Annotated in this window: 21 protein-coding genes and 1 tRNA gene; 14 read left to right on the top strand and 8 right to left on the bottom strand. The window is 55.3% G+C overall.

What is annotated here, in order from left to right; all coding sequences use genetic code 11:
- The 5 genes from ACOI7Z_RS22950 to ACOI7Z_RS22930 form a co-directional block, all read left to right on the top strand.
- A partial coding sequence (locus ACOI7Z_RS22950; protein ID WP_420702445.1) for a TraR/DksA C4-type zinc finger protein occupies nucleotides 1–212 on the top strand: 212 nt, incomplete at its 5' end.
- The gene (locus ACOI7Z_RS22945; RefSeq protein WP_029602656.1) at nucleotides 209–409 is read left to right on the top strand and encodes a helix-turn-helix transcriptional regulator; all 201 of its coding nucleotides are present in this window, start codon (nucleotides 209–211) and stop codon (nucleotides 407–409) included. The genes ACOI7Z_RS22950 and ACOI7Z_RS22945, both read left to right, overlap by 4 nt.
- A gap of 690 nt (nucleotides 410–1099) precedes the next feature.
- A complete protein-coding gene (locus ACOI7Z_RS22940) occupies nucleotides 1100–1771 on the top strand; it encodes a sensor domain-containing diguanylate cyclase (RefSeq protein ID WP_087849547.1) in 672 nt (223 codons plus the stop codon).
- A 217-nt stretch (nucleotides 1772–1988) separates the two neighbouring features.
- Complete coding sequence (locus ACOI7Z_RS22935) at nucleotides 1989–2471, top strand: WbuC family cupin fold metalloprotein (protein ID WP_023290574.1); 483 nt, start codon at nucleotides 1989–1991, stop codon at nucleotides 2469–2471.
- A gap of 365 nt (nucleotides 2472–2836) precedes the next feature.
- Entirely contained in the window at nucleotides 2837–3697 is an 861-nt protein-coding gene (locus tag ACOI7Z_RS22930; protein ID WP_032428953.1) for a hypothetical protein, read from the top strand.
- Between the two features lie 30 nt (nucleotides 3698–3727).
- Here ACOI7Z_RS22930 and cynR read toward each other — a convergent pair whose 3' ends face one another.
- Nucleotides 3728–4636, bottom strand: coding sequence for a transcriptional regulator CynR (cynR, locus tag ACOI7Z_RS22925; RefSeq protein ID WP_048297979.1), 909 nt, complete (start codon nucleotides 4634–4636; stop codon nucleotides 3728–3730).
- Between the two features lie 132 nt (nucleotides 4637–4768).
- Between cynR and ACOI7Z_RS22920 the strand changes: the two genes are divergently transcribed.
- From ACOI7Z_RS22920 to ypdK, 3 genes are all read left to right on the top strand, one after another.
- Complete coding sequence (locus ACOI7Z_RS22920; protein ID WP_087849548.1) at nucleotides 4769–5227, top strand: nucleoside deaminase; 459 nt, start codon at nucleotides 4769–4771, stop codon at nucleotides 5225–5227.
- On the top strand, nucleotides 5224–6420 hold the full coding sequence (locus tag ACOI7Z_RS22915) for a CynX/NimT family MFS transporter (protein ID WP_023290578.1): 1197 nt from the start codon (nucleotides 5224–5226) through the stop codon (nucleotides 6418–6420). Before ACOI7Z_RS22920 ends, ACOI7Z_RS22915 begins: the two co-directional genes overlap by 4 nt.
- 337 nt (nucleotides 6421–6757) lie before the next feature.
- A complete protein-coding gene (gene ypdK / locus ACOI7Z_RS22910) occupies nucleotides 6758–6829 on the top strand; it encodes a membrane protein YpdK (RefSeq protein ID WP_099119320.1) in 72 nt (23 codons plus the stop codon).
- A 70-nt stretch (nucleotides 6830–6899) separates the two neighbouring features.
- Here ypdK and alaC read toward each other — a convergent pair whose 3' ends face one another.
- Nucleotides 6900–8114, bottom strand: coding sequence for an alanine transaminase (alaC, locus tag ACOI7Z_RS22905; protein ID WP_087849549.1), 1215 nt, complete (start codon nucleotides 8112–8114; stop codon nucleotides 6900–6902).
- A gap of 286 nt (nucleotides 8115–8400) precedes the next feature.
- The gene (locus ACOI7Z_RS22900; protein WP_032428955.1) at nucleotides 8401–8499 is read right to left on the bottom strand and encodes a hypothetical protein; all 99 of its coding nucleotides are present in this window, start codon (nucleotides 8497–8499) and stop codon (nucleotides 8401–8403) included.
- Here ACOI7Z_RS22900 and ACOI7Z_RS22895 point away from each other — a divergent pair.
- Both ACOI7Z_RS22895 and ACOI7Z_RS22890 read left to right on the top strand, forming a co-directional pair.
- A complete protein-coding gene (locus ACOI7Z_RS22895) occupies nucleotides 8498–10195 on the top strand; it encodes a sensor histidine kinase (RefSeq protein WP_023290579.1) in 1698 nt (565 codons plus the stop codon). The two genes, ACOI7Z_RS22900 and ACOI7Z_RS22895, sit on opposite strands and share 2 nt — an antisense overlap.
- An 11-nt stretch (nucleotides 10196–10206) precedes the next feature.
- Complete coding sequence (locus ACOI7Z_RS22890; protein ID WP_086076161.1) at nucleotides 10207–10944, top strand: LytR/AlgR family response regulator transcription factor; 738 nt, start codon at nucleotides 10207–10209, stop codon at nucleotides 10942–10944.
- Nucleotides 10945–10998: 54 nt separating this feature from the next.
- Here ACOI7Z_RS22890 and glk read toward each other — a convergent pair whose 3' ends face one another.
- The gene (gene glk / locus ACOI7Z_RS22885) at nucleotides 10999–11964 is read right to left on the bottom strand and encodes a glucokinase (RefSeq protein ID WP_004202027.1); all 966 of its coding nucleotides are present in this window, start codon (nucleotides 11962–11964) and stop codon (nucleotides 10999–11001) included.
- A 263-nt stretch (nucleotides 11965–12227) separates the two neighbouring features.
- On the opposite strand from glk, the gene ACOI7Z_RS22880 reads away from it, so the two are divergent.
- The gene (locus ACOI7Z_RS22880) at nucleotides 12228–13463 is read left to right on the top strand and encodes an ion channel protein (protein WP_420702444.1); all 1236 of its coding nucleotides are present in this window, start codon (nucleotides 12228–12230) and stop codon (nucleotides 13461–13463) included.
- Here ACOI7Z_RS22880 and ACOI7Z_RS22875 read toward each other — a convergent pair.
- Nucleotides 13460–15121 (bottom strand): alpha-keto acid decarboxylase family protein, encoded by a 1662-nt coding sequence (locus tag ACOI7Z_RS22875; protein WP_032453679.1) that lies wholly within the window; start codon nucleotides 15119–15121, stop codon nucleotides 13460–13462. The genes ACOI7Z_RS22880 and ACOI7Z_RS22875 overlap by 4 nt on opposite strands.
- A 180-nt stretch (nucleotides 15122–15301) precedes the next feature.
- Between ACOI7Z_RS22875 and mgrA the strand changes: the two genes are divergently transcribed.
- The gene (mgrA, locus tag ACOI7Z_RS22870; protein ID WP_023290583.1) at nucleotides 15302–16294 is read left to right on the top strand and encodes an L-glyceraldehyde 3-phosphate reductase; all 993 of its coding nucleotides are present in this window, start codon (nucleotides 15302–15304) and stop codon (nucleotides 16292–16294) included.
- Nucleotides 16295–16424: 130 nt separating this feature from the next.
- Nucleotides 16425–16784, top strand: a complete 360-nt coding sequence (locus ACOI7Z_RS22865) for a DUF2502 domain-containing protein (protein ID WP_023290584.1) — start codon at nucleotides 16425–16427, stop codon at nucleotides 16782–16784.
- 57 nt (nucleotides 16785–16841) lie between these two features.
- Here the strand turns inward: ACOI7Z_RS22865 and ACOI7Z_RS22860 are convergent, their stop codons facing one another.
- On the bottom strand, nucleotides 16842–18083 hold the full coding sequence (locus ACOI7Z_RS22860; RefSeq protein ID WP_004202021.1) for an Nramp family divalent metal transporter: 1242 nt from the start codon (nucleotides 18081–18083) through the stop codon (nucleotides 16842–16844).
- Between the two features lie 346 nt (nucleotides 18084–18429).
- On the opposite strand from ACOI7Z_RS22860, the gene nupC reads away from it, so the two are divergent.
- Complete coding sequence (gene nupC, locus ACOI7Z_RS22855) at nucleotides 18430–19632, top strand: nucleoside permease NupC (protein WP_012540950.1); 1203 nt, start codon at nucleotides 18430–18432, stop codon at nucleotides 19630–19632.
- 48 nt (nucleotides 19633–19680) lie between these two features.
- Here nupC and ACOI7Z_RS22850 read toward each other — a convergent pair whose 3' ends face one another.
- Both ACOI7Z_RS22850 and ACOI7Z_RS22845 read right to left on the bottom strand, forming a co-directional pair.
- Nucleotides 19681–21852, bottom strand: coding sequence for an EAL domain-containing protein (locus tag ACOI7Z_RS22850; protein ID WP_087849550.1), 2172 nt, complete (start codon nucleotides 21850–21852; stop codon nucleotides 19681–19683).
- 206 nt (nucleotides 21853–22058) lie between these two features.
- Nucleotides 22059–22134, bottom strand: a tRNA-Ala gene (locus tag ACOI7Z_RS22845).
- Nucleotides 22135–22141: the final 7 nt, after the last annotated feature.

Genomic DNA, 22141 nt, shown 5'->3' with positions numbered 1-22141 from the left:
ACAACGAGCTGGCAGAGCGCCGGCTTGAAATGACCATCCAGAACATGCGCATCAACCATGCGGCGGTTTCAGCTACCCACTGCCGCGACTGCGGGGAAGAGATACCCGAGCGGCGCCGGGAACTGGTGGCGGGCTGCCAGCGCTGCGCTGACTGTCAGGAAGAGTATGAAGAACGTGGTAAGCATTTGGCTGTAACGAGAGGTGGAAGATGAAACATGAGATGCAACCCGATAGCCTTGTTGATTTGAAGTTTATCATGGCCGATACTGGCTTCAGCAAAAGCTTCATCTATAAACGAATCAAAGCAGGAGACCTGGCAAAAAGCAGGGTTATACACGGTCGAGCAAGATGGCTATTTAGCGAGCACTGCGATTTCAAAAAAAGGCTCCTTTCCCGCTCCGATGGGTAAAGTAACGAGTAAAATATTTTTCACACGTAAAAAACACTATATACTTCAACCCCCTGTATATCAGGTTAGGTGTATGCAGGGGACACCATAACCCTCCTGCTTTATGTCGGATCCACGCCGACTTTTGATGGTTTTTCTGCAGCTCCTGTAGACAGTCTACTCAAGGTGGTACCGACCTGATCATCAATGCCCCCTTCCTGTTAACGCACAAAGTGATTTATTTATAGATATAAAACCCGTGGCGCCATTCCTCTTTTTAAAAAGAGGAAAACACCAGTTATAATTTTGCGACTAAAATGAACAACTCACAGGAAAAGACGAGTTGTAAAACGTAATGACATCGTCCGCAGCGACCGCACGAAAAGCATACTGCTCACTCCCGACAGACATTCAAAATATTGATATTCACGATCATAAAAACATAGTTTTCTTGCCCTGACAGGTATGACCTAATGAACAGGCCATCAGACTCATCTATTTTTACCGCAACGCGTTAACACTCACCTAAATCATCACCGCGGCATTAGTATTCAAGTTTCGTTCGCATCGCCTGCTGGCCTCCCATAATCACATTATTATTACCTTTGCCTGTGTAAGCCTGACCTTAGCTATCGTCCTGATTGTTGGATTTTCCTCAATCCACCTGTATGAACCAACGATTCGCTTAGCCAGTAATATAATGGTTTACATATGGACGTTCTTTTTTTAACGACGATGGCATTAACCCGCTTCAGAAATATATTCTGGACAGGAATCTATTTTTACTACTTCGTTTATATCTTAACCTTCTCTTTCTTAACAACCGCAGATGTCGCTAGCGAGAACACAGGGTATAAAACGAGGCTTTTCGAAACGCTGGGCACTCTGAACTTTATTATCATTATTTTCCTTAATGCGTTTAATCTTTATCAATTATCCAACAATAAATATGAGAATGCCTATCAGAACTCGATTCGTGATTATCTGACGCAGCTGTATAACCGCCGTTATTTTTACCTTGTGCTGATAAAAAAAAATGCAACGGGTCTCTGTGCAAAACCATTATCTAAATTGTTATGCAACATCGATCATTTCAAGCGCATCAATGACAAATATGGTCACTTTCAGGGAGATCTTGTTATTCAGTATGTGGCCGGGGTACTTCAGGATCAGGTTCGCAGAGATGATATTGTGGCCAGAACAGGCGGCGAGGAATTTGCGCTATTACTGTCTGACGTGGGCCAACAGCAGGCGCAACTCATCGCCGAGCGGACCCGCCAGACCATTATCAACCCAGGCGACGTCAGCAGCAGGGTTAAACTGCCCGAAAGCGTCACGATCAGTATCGGTCTTGCCACAACGGAGGATCCTAAAACGGTATAGAATGAATGACTTAACCGTGCCGACGGCGCCCTGTACCAGGCAAAAAAAGCAGGTAGGAATTGCGTGGTTGCCTGGCAGAAGCCCTCCTGCACTCTATAGCCTCGACAATTAACCGACAGCAACACGCTTTATGCGTACAATATCGCGTGGCCTGGTCGTCAACCTGCCGCCCAGCCGATGCAACACTCTCTGGACAACAAAGGAGCCAGGCGTTGATATGAAACAGATCACCCTTAGCGATATGCAGCAGCAGAGCGAAGCGGCGGCCAGTTCCCCGCGCTTACGTGCCCATCGCAATTTTCACCCTGAGCTGAGCGACCCGGTGCAGCGTCTGGCTATCGCTATGGAACCCGGCACCTATATCCGCCCGCACCGGCACCGACATACCTTTGAACTTTTGCTGCCGCTGAAAGGTCGCTTTGTGGTGCTAAATTTTGATGATCATGGCGCGATCACTAACCGGGTGGTGCTGGGTGAAACCTGCACGGCGCTGGAAATGGAGCCTGGCACCTGGCATACGGTGCTCTCACTCGACGCTGGTGGGATGGTATTTGAAGTCAAACAAGGCGCTTATCAACCGCTTGCTGAAATCGACACTATGGACTGGGCGCCAGCAGAAGGTCAGCCGGGTACCGCGGAGATGATGGCCTGGTATGCCATCGCGCAGCCAGGAGATCGCTATCCCTCTGTAACCCGGTAAGCTTGGCCGCCGCAAACGGATGCCGCGAGTATCCGTTTGCGTTATCCCTGTCGTCCAGGCATTGATCTCAAGATCCACATTCTCTTCATGATGCGTTCCCTCTCGTCGAGGTCGTTAATAAAAAAACAAAAAAGTGTTGTATCCAGGCGCTAAGCAAACTATTTTTCTCGAGCGAAATAAATGATAGGATTACACCATCAAGTGAATGGCTGACGTAACAATAAGAACAATCATCTTATTGATATAATATTCTCAACATGAATGAATTTCATCAATCAGACCAGCGACGTTAACAAAAAAAGCACATGACCATCAGATTTTCATTGCTAATACTGACCGCTATTTTTCTGCAATAAACAATCCTTATGAATATAACAGAACGGAATATCTGGAAATTAAATAATTTACCGCCAATGGAGTATTGTTCCCTTTCCCGGGCGCAAAAATTATTAAACTGCGAAATTGAAGACATTCTTCACTGGCATGATATCGGTGCGATCAATCTATGCCTGAAGCTTAACCCGACGCGGGGAACACTAAAACTCGCCGTCCTTTCTCATCAGGAAAAAGAGGTAACCAACACATTTAATCCACTCAATTCATCTGAGACGCTGGAAACCTACTGGTCGCCACACTCCCATATCCATAGCATTTTGCGGATTGATGGCGATATTCCCGTCATGGAAACCCAGAGCGGGAATACCGTCACGCAGTTCAACGTCAAGGTCACAGCTTCAGGACTTTGGCATCCGCACAGCCGGAATTTAATGGCGTTGCTGGAGGCGCCTAACGATATTCATCGTGAAAACAGGTTCAGCATGATGCTGCCTGAGAAACCGTTTGTTTATTGTCACTTCATTCCGCAGGAAGCCGAAAACCCCATCCTGTCATTGAATCGGCTCTATATTACCAGTCAGGCAATTGAGAAAATATTTGCCCATAGCATTAGCGCCCGACCGATGGATGTCACAAAAAATCCGCTACGGCAACAAACCGGTTATATCCATCAGGAATTAACCTCACTTCCGCAAAGTGAGGTACTGCTGGAATTTATCCACGATCTTATTCTGTCCCATACTTTATTTAATGTGAAATTGCAGACCATGGCTGAGCCAGACAAGACCCAGCTCTTTCATCACGTGCTGGAAAGGCTGAAGGAGGAAGTCATGCTTAGAGAGAATGCCCTGCCCGACGAGGCCGACACCAGCAACGCAGCCCACCGTTAATCCTGGCTCGCCGTCGAGCGACGCACGCCTTCAGGCAGGAGGCAGGCGGTTTTCCTGCTCAAGCGTTAGCGCAATCTCCCGCGCCAGGGCGATAAATTCGCGTGCCGCGGCGCTCTGCCACGCATCCCTGCGCTGGAGCAAACAGGCCGTTCGCTGCAGCAGCGCGGGTTCCAGCTCAATCGCCACCACATCATCATACTGCCCGGCGATAGCCGCCGGCAGCAGTGTCGCAAGGGGCGTTCGCCGAATGACCGACAGAACGGCGCCGATAGAGTTGGCCTCCATCTGCACGTCAGGTTCGAGCCGATGACGACGACAATAACGATCGATCTGCTCCCGGGTGGCAAACTCGCTGCTCAGTAAAATCAGCGGCTGCGCGTCGAGCGCCTGCAGCCTGAGCGCGTTCTCTCTGGCCAGAGGATGCGTGCGGCTCACCACCAGCGCGAGGGTTTCCGTCAGCAGCGGCTGAACGACAATATCCGGGGAACGACTGTCGTCAAAGGCGATGCCGACATCCAGTTCATCCTGCAGCAACATCATTTCCATGCGCTCCTGGTTCATCTCCTGGATCAGCAATTTCACGCCGGGGTAGCGTCGATAGTAGTTTTCCACCAGCGGTCCCAGCATATAGGTGGTGAAGGTCGGCGTCATGGCAATGCGGAGTTTGCCGCGCTGCAGATCCTCAGCGTCATGCAGAGCGCGCCGCCCCTCCTCAAGATCGCGTAACGCCCGGCGGGCATACTCCAGCCAGATCTCTCCGGCATCGGTTAACCGGATATAACGGCCAGAGCGGTCGAAAAGCTGAACCTCCAGCATGGCTTCCAGCTGGCGGATCTGCTGTGACAGCGCCGGCTGGGAGACGTGCAGCGCCGCGGCGGCGCGGGTAAAGCCACGGTGTTCTGCCACAGCGATAAAGTAGGAAAGATGGCGCAGGAGCATCCGCTTACCTATAAGTAATTCAACTAGGGTTCATCATAAATAAGTCTTTTAACTTATGAAACAAGTTACGTACCCTCTACGCACGACCCGTTGCCTCTTTTACCTTGAACATCATCTTATGCAGGAGTGACTATGTCCGCTCACGATCGCTATCTCCAGCGCGCCTTAGCGCTGGCAAAACACAACACAACCCACGGTGGTCGCCCCTTTGGCGCCGTGATGGTGCGCCATAACGATGTGGTCGCCGAAGCCGTCAACACCTTTCATCTGAGCGGCGACCCAACGGCGCATGCCGAACTGAATGCCGTTCGCGATATTGCCGCCAGGCTGGGAAGCGAAGTTCTGCGCGAATGCGTTATTTACGCCAGCGGACAGCCTTGTCCGATGTGTCTTAGCGCACTCTATTTAACCGGCGTGCGGGAAGTATTTTTCGCCAACAGCAATCAGGACGGAGAGCCTTTTCAGCTATCTACCGCCGCGATTTATCAGCAGTTGCAGCAGCCGCTGGCGCAGCAGACGTTGCCGATCCATCATCGCCCCCAGCCGGAGGGGCTGGCAGTTTATCAGCGGTGGGCGGAACAGCAGCCATGAAAGCCGTGTTGCGACAGAATCTGACGCTGGGGATCCTGGTGCTGATCGGCATAAATATGCGGCCGCTGCTCACCTCCATCGGCCCTTTGCTTCCGGAGATCCGCGCCGCCAGCGGGATGAGCTATACCCTGGCCGCGCTACTGACCGCCCTGCCGGTGGTAGCGATGGGCGTGCTGGCGCTGGCCGGCGGCTGGGTCGATCGTCATGTCGGTCAAAACCGTAGCATTGCGCTAAGCCTGCTGATTATCGCGGCGGGCGCCCTGTTGCGGGAAATCGCCCCGAATAGCGGCCTACTGCTCACCAGCGCCCTGGCCGGAGGCGTTGGCATCGGCATCATCCAGGCTGCCATCCCGGCGGTGATTAAGCGCTTATTCGCCCGACGGACGCCGCTGGTGATGGGGCTATGGTCAGCTGCGCTAATGGGCGGTGGCGGGTTAGGCGCCGCGTTAACGCCGTGGCTGGCGTCGCACAGCACAGCCTGGCGGGATGCGCTGGCCTGGTGGGCGCTCCCCGCCCTCCTCGCCCTGCTCAGCTGGCTGGCGATTTGCCGGCACCTGCCCCGTGCTCCGCATCAGACCAGCGCCGCCCCCCGGGTAGCGATTATTGGCCAGCGCCGTGCCTGGACGCTGGGGCTCTATTTCGGACTGATCAATGCCGGCTACGCCAGTCTGATCGCCTGGCTGCCGCCCTATTATATGCAGCTTGGCGACAGCGCCCAGTACAGCGGCTCGCTGCTGGCGTTGCTGACGGTTGGGCAAACCGCGGGCGCGCTGCTGCTGCCGGCGCTGGCTCGCCAGGATGACCGGCGCCAGCTTCTGCTGTGTGCTCTGGCGCTCCAGCTGATTGGCTTCTGCGGCTTCATCTGGCTGCCGCAGCACTTCTCCGCGCTCTGGGCTCTCGCCTGCGGCGTCGGTCTGGGCGGCGCGTTTCCCCTGTGCCTGGTGCTGGCCCTCGATCATGCCGGACAACCGACGGTGGCCGGCCGGCTGGTAGCCTTTATGCAGGGTATCGGATTTATTATCGCCGGCCTGTCGCCCTGGCTTTCCGGCCTGCTGCGTAGCCTGAGCGGGAACTACACCCTTGACTGGTCCTGGCATGCGCTCTGTGTCCTGTTACTCATGGCGATCACGCTGCGCTTTATCCCGGCACACTACCCTGCCGAGTGGCGACAGCGCGCCTCTGATCTGCATTAAACCGGTGGCGCGTGGCAACGTGGATGCCGCGCGCCAAGCCTGACTAGCTCCGCTAATCGCCCTGACGAGAAACCCGTTTTCGCAGCGTCGCTGGCGCTAAATTTATTACCGGGCGAAATTAATGTGTCGCCGAATCACGACACTCGTAAGTAACTAAAAATTAATAAAAAAATGCCTCTTGTTTCCCTGATTTTTTAGGCGTACATTAGCGCCATCTGGAGCACTTAACGCACAGAATTGCGAGCTGCCGCAGGGTGAGATTTCACCAGCGACAGCCCTTGAAAAACAGAACAATTAATTCATTTGAACGTCGCATAAGCGCGTGGAGTGATGAGTCGTGAAATACTTCTTTATGGGCCTCTCTTTTATGGTCATCGTTTGGGCCGGTACTTTTGCCCTGATGATCTAGACTGCAGCGGTGTCAAAAAAAACGGGAGCCCAGAGGCTCCCGTTTTTGTTATAGCGTATTCGCCGAAGCGCTAGCTCGCGGCGGGCAGCAAGCCATCCGCGCGGAACATCGCCTTAATGCCGCGGATCGCCTGACGCGTCCGGTCCCGGTTCTCGATCAGCGCGAAGCGGACATGGGTATCGCCATAATCGCCAAAGCCAATCCCCGGAGAAACGCAAACCTTCGCTTCGTTAAGCAGCTTTTTCGCGAACTCCAGCGAGCCCATGTCGGCATAAGGTTCCGGAATTTTCGCCCAGACGTACATGGACGCTTTCGGACACTCCACCATCCAGCCGGCCTCATGGAGCCCTTTCACCAGCACATCGCGGCGGCGCTTATACTGTTCAGCGATATCCCGCACGCATTGCTGATCGCCCTCCAGGGCAGCGATCGCCGCCACCTGCAGCGGCGTAAACGTGCCGTAGTCATGGTAGCTTTTGATGCGGGCAAGCGCGTTCACCAGGGTCTTATTACCGACCATAAAGCCAATGCGCCAGCCGGCCATGTTATAGCTTTTCGACAGGGTAAAGAACTCGACGGCGACATCGCGTGCGCCGGGCACCTGCATGATGGAGGGCGCTTTCCAGCCGTCATACACGATATCGGCATAGGCCAGATCGTGGACGACCAGGATGTCATACTGCTTCGCCAGGGCGACAACCTTTTCAAAGAAATCCAGCTCGACGCACTGCGCGGCCGGATTCGAGGGAAAGCCAAGGATCATCATCTTCGGCTTCGGATAGCTCTCGCGGATGGCGCGTTCCAGTTCGTTAAAGAAATCCACCCCTTCCACCAGCGGCACCGAGCGCACCTGCGCCCCGGCAATCACCGCGCCGTAGATATGGATCGGGTAGCTGGGGTTCGGCACCAGCACGGTGTCGCCATGATCCAGCGTCGCCAGCATCAGATGCGCCAGCCCCTCTTTCGAACCAATGGTGACGATCGCTTCCGATTCCGGATCGATATCGACGTTATAGCGTTCTTCATACCAGCGCGAAATAGCGCGACGCAGGCGTGGGATCCCCCGCGAGGTAGAGTAACCATGGGTGTCAGGCCGCTGAGCGACGGTGCAGAGTTTTTCCACGATATGCGGCGGCGTCGCGCCATCGGGATTGCCCATACTGAAATCGATAATATCTTCGCCGCGCCGGCGCGCAGCCATTTTCAGTTCGGCAGTAATATTAAAAACGTACGGGGGGAGACGATCGATACGCGTAAAACGGCGTTCAGGACTGGATTCAGCCATAGGTTCCTCTGATTAACGTTAGCGCCCGGACCGTCCGAGCGACGCTGCCGCTGTTGCGGCTCGTTTAGAAAATAACCTGAAAAAAATCACGTTGTCGAGTGCCCTGACGAAAAATAATCACTGGCGTTAAAAACGGGTATCGTCTGCGCTAAATACGGCAGTACGCTGCGGGATGAATACCGTTTTGTCTGCAAGTGGTAACATATTGATATCTTTTCTATCACGGGTATTTATCGTTTCTTCTGGCGTCTGGCGGTACATCGCCTCCCCACCCCTAAATCCCCTTTTAAAAGTGCGCCTTTTCCTCATTATTTTTCTGCGGCTGGTCTTCTGTCGTCAGGTTTTTTATCATGTCCTTTTCTGGCCACTGACGCGGCGCACCCATGCACGAAATCTTTACTATGATGCTGGCGGTCTATGATCGTGCGGCCCTGATGCTTATTTGCCTGTTTTTTCTCATTCGCCTGCGCCTGTTCCGCGAACTGTTGCATAAGTCGGCGCATACGCCGAAAGAGCTGCTGGCTGTCACCGCCATTTTCTCGCTGTTCGCGCTCTTCAGTACCTGGTCCGGTGTGCCGGTGGAAGGATCGCTGGTAAACGTGCGCATCATCGCCGTGATGTCCGGCGGGATCCTGTTTGGTCCCTGGGTGGGGGCCATTGTCGGGGTGATTGCCGGTGTGCACCGCTATCTGATTGATATTGACGGCGTGACCGCCGTGCCCTGCTTTATCACCAGCATCATCGCCGGCCTGCTGTCGGGGTTGATTAACCGCAAAGTGGCCCGCGATCAACGCTGGAAAATCGGCATTCTGGCCGGAATGGTCTGCGAGACTCTGACCATGATCCTGGTGGTGATCTGGGCCCCTTCCCTCAGCCTCGGCGTGGATATTGTTTCGAAAATTGGTATCCCGATGATCCTCGGCAGCGTCTGCATCGGTTTTATCGTGCTGCTGGTGCAGAGCGTGGAAGGGGAAAAGGAGGCCAGCGCCGCGCGGCAGGCGAAACTGGCGCTCGACATTGCCAACAAAACCCTGCCGCTGTTCCGTCAGGTCAACAGCGATTCTCTGCGCCAGGTTTGCGACATTATCCGCCGCGACATTACCGCCGACGCGGTGGCGATCACCAATACGGAACACGTGCTGGCCTACGTGGGCGTCGGTGAAGCCAACTATCAACATCATAACGATGTCATCAGTCCCACCACCCGACAGGCCATCCGTTATGGAAAAATCATTATTAAAAACAATGATGAAGCCCACCGCACGCCGGAGATCCACTCCTTGATGGTCATTCCGCTGTGGGAAAAAGGGGTGGTCACCGGTACGCTAAAAATCTATTACTGCCACGCCCATCGCATCACCTCGACGCTGCAGGAGATGGCGATAGGCCTGTCACAAATCATCTCCACCCAGCTGGAGGTTTCCCGCGCCGAACAGCTACGGGAGATGGCCAACAAAGCGGAGCTGCGCGCTCTGCAAAGCAAGATTAACCCGCACTTTTTATTCAATGCCCTGAACGCGATCTCCTCCTCGATTCGCCTTAATCCGGACACCGCGCGCCAGCTCATTTTTAATCTGTCGCGCTATCTGCGCTATAACATCGAATTAAAAGACGATGAGCAGATTGATATCAAACGAGAGCTGTATCAGATCAAAGATTACATCGCCATTGAACAGGCGCGATTCGGCGACAAACTGACGGTTATCTATGATATTGACGACGACGTCAGCTGCGTGATCCCAAGCCTGCTTATCCAGCCTCTGGTGGAAAATGCCATTGTGCACGGCATTCAGCCGTGTAAAGGGAAAGGCGTGGTGACGATCGGCATCAATGAGTGCGGAAATCGGGTTCGCATCAGCGTTCGCGACACCGGCAACGGCATCGATCCCGCCGTGGTCGCCCGCGTGGAAGCCGATGAAATGCCGGGTAACAAAATCGGCCTGCTCAACGTTCATCATCGGGTGAAACTTCTCTATGGCGAGGGGCTGCATATCCGCACCCTGACGCCAGGAACGGAGATCGCTTTTTATGTCCCCAATCACTCTACGCCGCAGGCGCTGACGGAGTCTCTGTTGTCATGAGCGGAGAAAAGATGAAAGTTATCATTGTGGAGGATGAGTTTCTGGCCCAACAGGAACTCTCCTGGCTTATCAACACCCACAGCCAGATGGAGATCGTCGGCAGCTTTGACGACGGACTGGACGTGCTGAAATTTCTCCAGCACAACAAGGTCGACGCCATCTTTCTCGATATCAATATTCCGTCGCTGGACGGCGTTCTGCTGGCGCAGAACATCAGCCAGTTCGCCCATAAGCCTTTTATCGTCTTTATCACCGCGTGGAAAGAACACGCCGTGGAAGCCTTTGAGCTGGAGGCGTTTGACTACATTCTGAAGCCCTACCAGGAGTCGCGCATCATCAATATGCTGCAGAAGCTGACCGCCGCCTGGCAGCAGCAAAATAACGCCGCTTCCGGGTTGACCAGCGTGGCGCCTCGGGAAAACGACACCATCAATCTGATAAAAGATGAGCGGATCATCGTCACCAGCATTCATGATATCTATTATGCCGAGGCGCACGAGAAGATGACCTTCGTCTACACTCGCCGGGAGTCATTCGTCATGCCGATGAACATTACCGAATTCTGCAGCAAACTGCCCACCGCACAGTTCTTTCGCTGTCACCGCTCGTACTGTGTGAATCTCAGCAAAATTCGGGAAATTGAGCCGTGGTTTAACAATACCTATGTGCTACGCCTGCGCGACCTGGAGTTTCAGGTTCCGGTCAGTCGCAGTAAAGTGAAAGAGTTTCGCCAGCTGATGAATCTGTAGACGGCGGGGAGCCCCGCCTGGCCGGGCTACGACAGTAGCCCGGGAGGAATGCGCTTACAGCACCTGACCCAGCGTCTGACGCAGATGCGCGCCGGAGCCCAGCAGGCCTGGGTTGTCATGCACGATCAGGTAAACCGGGATATCCTGGACATAGGCTTTAAAACGGCCTTTGTCCTCAAAACCGCCGCGGAAGCCGGAGGCTTTAAAGAACTCCAGGAAGCGCGGCACGATGCCGCCAGCGATATAGACGCCGCCAAACGTCCCCAGGGTCAGCGCCAGGTTTCCACCGAAGCGCCCCATAATGACGCAGAACAGCGACAGCGCCCGGCGACAGTCGGTGCAGCTATCCGCCAGCGCCCGCTCGGTGACCTCACGCGGCTGCAGGTTCTCCGGCAGTCGACCATCCGATTTGACTATCGCGCGATAAAGGTTGACCAGACCAGGACCGGAGAGGACGCGTTCTGCGGAGACATGCCCTAGCTCAGCGCGCAGCTCTTCCAGAATAATGCCCTCTTCTTCGCTGTTCGGCGCAAAATCGACATGGCCGCCTTCGCCCGGCAGGCTGACCCAGCGCTTATCAACGTGTACCAGATGGGCTACGCCCAGCCCGGTTCCGGCGCCATAAACGGCGATCGGTTTGCCGGCTACCGGCGCGCTGCCGCCGAACTGAATCAGGTGCTCGGCTTTCAGCATCGGGATGGCCATTGAAACGGCGGTGAAATCGTTGATAATCTCCAGGTGCGCAAAGCCAAGGTTGCGCTTCATCTCGGCGATGGAGAAGGCCCAGGTATGGTTGGTCATCGCCACCCAGTCGCCGGTGATCGGGCAGGCGATAGCGATACAGCCTTCGCTGACCGTCACCTGATGCTCCTCGAGATAGACGCGTACCACCGCCTCCAGACTGGGGTAATCGAGCCCGGAATAGGTCTTTGCACGAGAGATCTCTCCGCTCGCCAGATCACACAGCGCCAGGCGGGCGTTGGTCCCCCCGACATCTCCTACTAAAGCAAATTTTGTCATTCCGTTACGGCTCCGCTAAAGTCAAAATAAATCTTTTGGCACACTGTAAATTCATGGCGGCTTAACAACAACGTCCAACTCGCGGACGCCCCTTGTTTAGCGACACAGGTCACATTTAGTTTGTAATCAATGCAAAGTAGCCTATTAACGAGGCCACGGGTATCAGACGCCGCCTTAACTTTATCGTTTCAGCACCATTTGCATCGACGGTCCCCGCCGACAAAGGCAAAGTAGTGCTCCTGAACTTTAACAAGGACATTTTCATGCTCCATCCTTGCGCCAGAACAATGCTGATCCTGTCGGTGCCGGCTATCCTGATTGGCATCGCCTCCAGTCTGATCCTGATCGGCGCGATGAAGATTGCCGCGTTGCTGCAGCGCATCCTGTGGAGCAATTTGCCTGTGCAGTTTGGAGTGAGCGCCGAGAACCCGCTGTGGATCATCGCCATTCTCACGGCGACGGGGATCGCGGTGGGCCTGGTCGTCCGTTACAGCCCGGGGCATGCCGGGCCGGACCCGGCGACCGAGTCGTTAATCGGCGCGCCTATTGCCACCGGCGCGCTGCCCGGGCTGCTGGCGGCGCTGATCCTTGGCCTCGCCGGCGGCGTCAGCCTCGGCCCGGAGCATCCGATTATGGTGGTGAATATTGCGCTGGCCGTCGCCGTCGGCTCCCGACTGTTCCCGCGGGTCAGCTCTCTGGACTGGACCATTCTCGCGGCCTCAGGCACCATCGGCGCCCTCTTCGGCACCCCGGTGGCCGCCGCGCTGATTTTTTCGCAAACCCTCAACAGCAGCAACGAGTCGCCGCTATGGGATCGTCTGTTTGCCCCGATGCTTGCCGCCGCTGCGGGCGCGCTGACGACCGGGTTGTTTTTCCACCCCCACTTCACGCTGCCGCTCCCACACTATAGCCAGATGCACTTCGTCGATATCGTCAGCGGCATGATCGTCGCCCTGATCGCTATCGCCGTCGGTATGGTCGCCGTCTGGTGTCTGCCGCGCCTGCACACGCTGATGCATCGCCTGAAAAACCCGATCCTGACGCTGGGCCTCGGCGGCTTGCTGTTAGGGATCCTCGGGACAATTGGCGGACATTTAACGTTGTTTAAGGGGCTGGATGAGATGCAGCAGCTGGCTTTCAGCCAGACGCTGACCGCCTCGGATTATCTGCTCATCGCGCTGGTTAAACTGGCTGCGCTGGTTCTCGCCTCGGCCTGCGGCTTTCGCGGCGGGCGGATTTTCCCCGCGGTCTTCGTCGGCGTGGCGCTGGGGCTGATGCTGCATGCCCACGTGGACGCCGTGCCGGCGGCGATCACCGTCTCCTGCGCGATCCTCGGCATGGTGCTGGTCGTCACCCGCGACGGCTGGCTGAGCCTGTTTATGGCCGCCGTGGTGGTGCCGGACACCACGCTGCTGCCGCTGCTGTGCATTGTGATGCTCCCGGCCTGGCTGCTGCTGGCCGGGAGGCCCTTGATGATTGCCAGACACCATACCGACTAAACGCGGCTGTTTCGTTCCTCCAGCGCCTGCGTCACCGCGCGCAGGAAATCGGGGATATCCATTTTCGGCAGCATCACTTCCACCAGGGTGAGCGTATCGGAGGTGATGCTCTCCGCCATCGCCTCCCGTAGCTCATCGGTGTGCGTAACCCGCCAGCAGCGCGAGGCAACGTCCGGGGCGAAGGCTTCCGGCAGGCGTCGCCAGTCCCACAGGGCAATGTCATTGTAGCGCTGCTCCGGGCCGTGAATCGCCCGTTCCACGGTATACCCTTCGTTATTCAGCAGCAGAATAAGCGGCTTTTGCTTATCGCGCAGCATAGAGCCCATCTCCTGAATCGTCAGCTGGGCGGCGCCATCGCCGACGATCAGCACCACCCGCCGCTCTGCCGCCGCGGTTTGCGCGCCATAGGCGGCCGGGAGGGTAAAACCAATCGAGCCCCACAGCGGCTGGACGATCAGCGACGCCTCTGACGGCAGCTTCAGCGCGGCAATGCCGAAGGCGGCCGTACCCTGGTCGGCGAGAATAATATCGCCGGGACGCAGCGCCCCCTGCACCGTCGCCCAGAAATTTTTCTGAGTGAGTTCGCCGTCGGCCCCCTCCTCCACTTCCGGCGCCACGACCTGAGGCGCAGCCCACTCCGCCGCCAGCGGTGCGGAAAGGGTCATCAGCGCAGCCAGTGCCTGATCCATCGGCACGCCGCTGAACCAGTGATCGCCCACCCTGACCGCGAAGGGCTGGATCTCTATCGTCTTATCCCGCGCCAGATGCTGGGTGAATCCTGCGGTGATGGTGTCGGTGAAGCGCGTGCCGATGCAGATGATGGTGTCAGCGTTTTCGATGGCCTCCCGGGTCTGCGGCGCGCTGGCGATACCGCTGTAGGTGCCGACAAAACCTCTCTGCTGCTCATCGAACAGCCCCTTGCCCATTAGCATGGTGGCGTGGGCGACGGGGGTTTTCGCCACCCACTCCCGGAGCGTGTTTTGCAGGCCATAGCGTTGCGCGAGGAAGTCCGCCAGCAGGGAGATGCGTCGACTGCCCCGCAGCAGGCGGCTGGCATGCTCGCAGAATCCGGCGAGCTGGTTTTCATCCGCCGGAGCGGCCTCCACCAGCAAGCGCTGCGCTGGGGCAATCGCTGCCGCTCTGGCGACATCGGCCGGCAGCATCAGATAGCCAGGCCGATGATGCGTCAGCATATCGCGCAGAACACGGTCGATCTCATGGCAGGCGTTGCCGGCGGTCAGCAGCGCCTGGCTACAGGTGATCTGCTCGCTCATCCGCGCAAAATGGCGGAAATCGCCGTCGCCCAGGGTGTGATGCAGCAGTTCGCCGCGCTGCTGAGCGCCAGTGGAGGGCGCGCCGACGATATGTAATACCGGAATATGCTCCGCATAGCTGCCCGCCACGCCGTTCAGGGCGCTCAGTTCGCCGACGCCGTAGGTTGTTAGTAACGCACCGGCTCCCTTAATGCGTGCATAACCGTCAGCAGCATAGGCCGCATTGAGCTCGTTGGCGCAGCCGACCCACCCCAACGCATTGTGCGCAATGACCCGGTCGAGAAACTGTAAGTTGTAATCTCCCGGCACGCCGAACAAGCGGTCAATACCGCAGTCGACGAGGCGATCCAGCAGATAATCCCCAATAGTGTAAGTCGGTTGCATATCCATTTTCCTCATTTTGGCGCAGGTGTAATTTGAGTATTGAATAAGCGATCCGCCTGTCCAGAAAGGGGGCGTTAAAGGCAGTGTAAAGCAATAATTACGCCGAAAAAGCGATGTACTCCACGCAGAACATTGATTAGTGTAAACGTATACACACCCTGTTTTATCTGCGGAGGAAGAATGGTTTACCAGGCAAGTACCACGCGATATCAAACGATGGCCTATCGTCGCTGCGGCCGCAGCGGCCTTCAACTGCCGGCAATTTCTCTCGGTCTGTGGCATAACTTTGGCGATGAAACGCGGGTGGAAACCAGCCGGCAGATGCTCCAGCACGCGTTTGACCTCGGCATTACCCATTTCGACCTGGCCAACAACTATGGGCCGCCGCCGGGCTCGGCGGAGAGCAATTTTGGCCGCATCCTCAAAGAGGCGCTCCTGCCCTATCGCGATGAGTTGATCATCTCCACCAAGGCGGGCTACACCATGTGGGACGGCCCTTACGGGGACTGGGGTTCACGCAAATATCTGGTGGCCAGCCTTAACCAGAGCCTGCAGCGCATGGGGCTGGAATATGTCGATATTTTTTATCATCACCGCCCGGACCCGGAGACACCGCTGACGGAAACGATGCGCGCGCTTGATCACCTTGTCCGCCAGGGTAAAGCGCTGTACGTCGGCATCTCCAACTATCCGCTGGCCCAGGCGCGGGAGGCGGTGAAGATCCTTAACGATCTCGGCACCCCCTGCGTCATTCACCAGCCCCGCTACTCCATGTTTGAACGCGGCGTGGAAGAGGGGCTGCTGGATTTTTTGCAGACGGAAGGGGTGGGAAGTATAGCGTTTTCACCGCTGGCCGGCGGACAGCTCACCGACCGCTATCTCAACGGCATTCCGGCAGACTCACGTGCCGCCAGCAGCAGTCGTTTTCTGCAGCCGGAGCAGCTGACCAGCGCCAGATTAGAAAAAATTCGTCAGCTGAATACGCTGGCGGAAGCACGGGGGCAGAAGCTGTCGCAGATGGCGCTGGCCTGGGTGCTGCGCGAGGAGAAAGTCACCTCCGTGCTGATCGGCGCCAGCAAAACCGCCCAGCTGGATGACGCTGTCGGAATGCTGAAACATCGTCATTTCAGCGCCGAAGAGTGCGCCGCGATTGATGCCATCCTGGCGCTGTAAAGCAAATGTTACTTTAGCAAAAAGTGCTCTTTTCTGTGCTTTCGGAGTTCATCCGATGCGATAGGTCTTTACCGGCCCGTAATATCACGTTAACAGGCCGCTTAGGGCCCCGATCGTGAAGGAGAAGAGTATGTTCAGGTCACTGATTCTGGCAGCAGTACTGCTGGCCGCAGCGCCATTAGTCGCTAACGCTGGTGAAATCACCCTGTTGCCATCGATAAAATTACAAATTGGCGATCGTGACAATTACGGTAACTACTGGGACGGTGGCAGCTGGCGCGACCGTGATTACTGGCGTCGTCACTATGAATGGCGTGATAACCGTTGGCATCGTCATGACAACGGCTGGCACAAAGGCTGGTACAAAGGCAGAGATAAAGCCTGGGAGCGCGGCTATCGCGCGGGCTGGAGCGACCGCGACGATCGCCGCGGCGGCTGGGGACGTGGTCCCGGCGGGCGTGGTCACGGTCATGGACATGGCCATCACTAACAGACGAAAAGGGGAGCCCATCGGCTCCCCTTCGCTTTATTCCGCATCAGGAGGCCATTAATCCACCCCGAGCAGCGATCCCACAATTAACCAGCCGTTCAGGCTCACCACAATCGCGACTATCGCCCAGCCGATGCCTCTCACCCAGCGGGTATTCACCAGGTCTCCCATTAGCTTTGCATTGCTGGTAAATATCAGCAGCGGTACCAGGGCAAGCGCAATACCAAAGCTCAGCAACACCTGACTCATCACCAGGATGCGCGTTGGATCCAGCCCCAGCAGAATGACGACAAACGACGGCAGCATAGTGACCGCCCGGCGAAACCACAGCGGAATATGAAAGCGAATGAAGCCCTGCATGACCACCTGACCTGCGAGAGTCCCCACCACCGTCGATGATAAACCTGCAGCGACCAGGCTGAGGCCAAAGATGGTCGCCGCCGCATGGCTCAGCAGCGGCTCCAGCGTTCTGTAAGCCTGATCAAGATCGGCGACGCCGGTATGGCCATTGAAATGGAATGCCGCCGCGGCGGTCGCCATCATCGCCAGGTTGACGAACCCGGCAATGGTCATGGCGATCGCCACATCCCAGCGGGTCGCGTTATAGCGCTCTTTTCGCGTCCCGCCGTGCAGGTGCTGGGTAAGCGAGGAGTGTAAGTAGATCACGTGCGGCATAATGGTGGCCCCCAGCACCCCGGCGGCTAAGAATACCGCCTCGCCGTTGGGCAGCGTAGGGATCGCCAGCCCTTTGGTCAGGGGAGCCAGCGCGGGCTGGGAAAAGATCAACTCAACGACATAGGCGACGGCAACAAACAGCAGCAAGCCGCCAATCACCTTCTCCAGCGGTTTTTGTCCGCGCCGCTGCAGCATCAGGATCAGGAAGGTCGCCACCCCGGTCAGCACCGCCCCTTGCAGAAGCGATACGCCCAGCACCAGCTTAAAGCCAATCGCAGCGCCGATAAATTCGGCCAGGTCGGTGGCCATGGCGATGATTTCCGCCTGCACCCAGTAAAACCACACTACCGGGCGCGGGTAATGGTCGCGGATCTGCTCGGCCAGGTTTTTACCGGTGGCAATGCCGAGTTTGGCAGAGAGCACCTGGATCAGCATTGCCATCAGGTTGGCCCATACCACCACCCACAGCAGCTGATAGCCAAAGCTGGCGCCAGCCTGAATATTCGTGGCGAAATTACCCGGATCGATATAGCCAATGGCAGCGACGAAAGCTGGCCCCATTAAGGCGAGCTTCACCTTGCGCGCGGCGCGACTACTGCTATTCTCAACGCGACTGCTAGTCATCTTCTGCCTCTGGAAATATAGCCTTTGCTATGTTTCATGCTATCAAAATGCGAATGATTATCAAGTTCATTTAGAATGGAGATAATGATTGCTGTGATAGGAGGGAACAATTGCTGGCCGGAAATGAAAAACGGGCGTCAGTAAACCCGATCGCGCCCGCTATTAAGAGTAGTACAAGAATGCAACTTTTAAAACCTTTACGTAACATAACAAAAGTGGATGTTTGATCACTATTTTTGCCATTGGTCACAGTTCCTTGCAATAGTGTGCAATTGATCTCGTTTTCTTTAAAGCCGTTGCATAGAATGTGCACGGAAATTTAACCTGCCTCATATTTGGAGCAACTATGGACCGCGTCTTGCATTTTGTCCTCGCGATCGTTGTGGTGGCTATACTGGCCCTGTTGGTCAGTCATGACCGTAAAAAGATCCGTATTCGTTATGTTGTTCAACTGCTTGTCATTGAAGTCCTGCTGGCCTGGTTCTTCCTGAACTCCGATATTGGTCTGGGTTTTGTGAAAGGCTTCTCCGAGATGTTTGAAAAACTTCTCGGCTTTGCCAACGAAGGGACAAACTTCGTGTTCGGCAGCATGAACGACAAAGGTCTGGCCTTCTTCTTCCTTAAGGTTCTGTGCCCTATCGTCTTCATTTCCGCGTTGATCGGTATTTTGCAGCATATTCGCATCCTGCCGATTGTTATTCGCGCCATCGGTACCGTGCTGTCGAAAATCAACGGCATGGGCAAGCTGGAGTCCTTCAACGCCGTCAGCTCGCTGATCCTAGGCCAGTCGGAAAACTTTATTGCCTATAAAGATATTCTCGGCAAAATGTCGCGCAACCGTATGTACACCATGGCGGCGACCGCGATGTCCACCGTATCGATGTCCATCGTTGGCGCATACATGACCATGCTGCAGCCGAAGTACGTCGTCGCGGCGCTGGTGCTCAACATGTTCAGCACCTTTATCGTTCTGTCGTTGATTAACCCGTACCGTGTGGAAGAGAGTGAAGAAAATCTGCAGATGTCGAATCTGCACGAAGGTCAAAGCTTCTTCGAGATGCTGGGCGAGTACATTCTGGCGGGCTTTAAAGTCGCGATTATCGTGGCGGCGATGCTGATCGGCTTCATCGCGCTGATCTCCGCGCTGAACGCCCTGTTCGCCACTGTGACCGGCTGGTTCGGCTACAGCATCTCCTTCCAGGGGATCCTTGGCTATATCTTCTACCCGGTCGCCTGGGTGATGGGCGTGCCGGCAAGCGAAGCGCTGCAGGTGGGCAGTATTATGGCTACCAAGCTGGTCTCCAATGAATTCGTCGCCATGATGGATCTGCAGAAAATCGCCTCGACGCTCTCCCCGCGCGCGGAAGGCATTATCTCTATTTTCCTGGTCTCCTTCGCCAACTTCTCGTCTATCGGCATCATCGCCGGGGCGATCAAAGGTCTGAACGAAGAACAGGGCAACGTGGTTTCTCGCTTCGGTCTGAAGCTGGTTTACGGCTCCACGCTGGTCAGCGTCCTGTCTGCTTCTATTGCGGCTCTGGTTCTGTAACAGGCGCCAGTCATCTGAGCCGGGCGATGCCCGGCTTTTTTTTACCCGTCATTCGCCCAGCGGCTGAGGCTTGCCCACCAGGTAGCCCTGCAGATAATTCACCCCCAGCTCCAGCAAGCGCGCTTTTTGCGGTTCGCTTTCGACATATTCCGCCACCACGCTCATCCGTTTCGCCCGCGCCATCTCGACAATCGATTTCACCATAATGGCGTCCAGCGGGTCAGTGAGGATGTCGCGGACGAAGCAGCCGTCAATCTTGATGATATCGGCCTGGAGATGCTTCAGTCGTTCATAGTTCGCATATCCGGTGCCAAAGTCATCAATGGCGATGGCGCAGCCAAACGCGCGCAGTGCTTCAAGATTTTGCCGGCTGATGTCGGCATTGGAAAAGGCCTGCTCTTCAGTGACTTCAATAGTGATAAGGTCTGGTGAGACCGCATAGCGTTGAAACAGCGCGATAATCTGCGCGGCGCTATCCTTTTGCATCAGGGTTGCAGGCAGCAGATTGACCGAGAATCGCTGGCCAGCGTGCTGATGAAGCATGCTGAACAAGGTCTCCAGCACCAGCATGTCGAAACGTTGGCTGAGGTTAAACTGCACAATCAACGGGATAAACTGATCGGGCATAATGACGCTATCGCCACAGCGCATCCGGGTAAGGATCTCATGATATCCCTCCCCTTCCCTGTTCTGAATCGGTTGCGCATAGAGCATGAGCGCCCGCTCTTTGAGCACCTGCTTGACGCGCATGAGGAGGCGCACCTGCTCGGTGGTTTGATCCACCACCAGCTCCTGCTCCTCATCCAGCGCCAGCACCCGACGTTCGCTGCCCGCCTGTTCGGAAAGCCAGCTTAGCTGACCCAGCATCTGGTGAAGTCCCTCGCGCTGACCGTCGTCGCGGCCCCAGGCCGCGCCAAACTCCAGATCCAGCGACTGATTGTGCCAGCTGAATTTTTTGTGGTTGAGAACCGCGACCATATGGTGCAAACGGGATGAAGGCTCCGGTCCGTCAAGCACGAGGATCAGTTCGCTGCCCGGCACCTGGAAAACTTTATCCGCCGCCCCCAGCAGCGGTTGCAGCGCCCGAATAATCTGCCGTTTACAGTCCACCCCCATCATCAGGCCATAATGCCTGCTGAGAAAGTCGAGATTATGAATACGCAGGCTGCAGATAACCTGCTGCGGACAGCTTTGTAAATGGCTCTCCAGCGCGCGCAGGTTAGGCAAGCCAGTCAGCGGATCTTCTTCCGCCTGACTACGCCAGCGGCGTTTATTGCGATCGCTGCGGGCATAGGTGTCTGCCATATAAAACAAACAGATAGTAAAGGAGATCAACACTGACAGCACAAAGGATAATGAATACTCGCTTTGGACGCCCTGGAGAAAGTTTTTGTTATACACCACCAGTAAAAAAGCCGAGACCGACCATGAAATACGCAGCAGCGCATGACCAATCCGGCTAATCCCGATAAAGTAGACGATAAAAATCACCGGAACTAAATAACCGGCAATAAATTCAGACTGATACGGCGCACACAATAGCGTTAATATCACCGCCAGCGCAATAAACCAATATAGCGTAAAGGAACGATATTTTGCTGCCAGCCACGGTAAACATTCCTGCCGCCAGAATCGTCGAGCGTAGCGTGGATTGATAATCATCCGCATTGGATAATATAAAAAGGTGGTAAAAATTAATGCTGCGCTGATTAAACTTTGAATATCTATTACGGTGTAAATCAACGGCATACTACCAAAATAGCTGGTAATAGATAGGGGAAACGCAAAATATTGTCCGGCGAGGTACATGGTGATTTTCAGCAGCACCGGCGCGAAGAACCCGCCCCAGAAGATCCGCGCCCCCATATGTTTCGCCGTTGGACCACAGCGCCAGCGCTTACCCACCATCAGTCTTAGAATAGCGCAGGAGACGAACACCGCAAACAGCTGACAAAAGAGTAAGATAAACGCCTGCGGTAGCGTTAATTTAATTATCAGGCTATTGGTAATGGCAAATGCGAGAATTAATGGTGCAATCGCATAGCGACCAAAGATAAAAATAACAGAAAACATTACGCTGATTGGCAGCCAGGCAATATAAATAAGATTGCCATCAATAACCGTTTGCGGTGAAATAAAACGAGCCAGCGGAATAACGACTAAACAGACGATAAAGGCCAACAGAGTTTTTTTGATATTAATGTTAATTTTATCAACCATTATTGTTAATTAAAACTCCGGCAACCTCATTACGTTTAATGGGGGAAATGTTATGTTGCTTATTTAGGGCAAGCAAGGTGAATTATCAGGAAAAAGTCTGAAATTACTTTCGATTTTAATAGCTGGAGATTAACTGACGTAACCAGAAAGTGCTTTACATGAAAATAGATAAAAAAAACCCCCGCCGAAGCGAGGGTTCTGAATTTTGGTGGAGCTAAGCGGGATCGAACCGCTGACCTCTTGCATGCCATGCAAGCGCTCTCCCAGCTGAGCTATAGCCCCACAGGAC

Origin of the sequence: Klebsiella sp. C283 (genome assembly GCF_048822555.1) — a bacterium.
Lineage (GTDB): Bacteria > Pseudomonadota > Gammaproteobacteria > Enterobacterales > Enterobacteriaceae > Klebsiella > Klebsiella quasipneumoniae.
The sequence above is the reverse complement of the archived record's forward strand: the minus strand, read 5'-3'. Positions and strand labels throughout refer to the sequence as shown.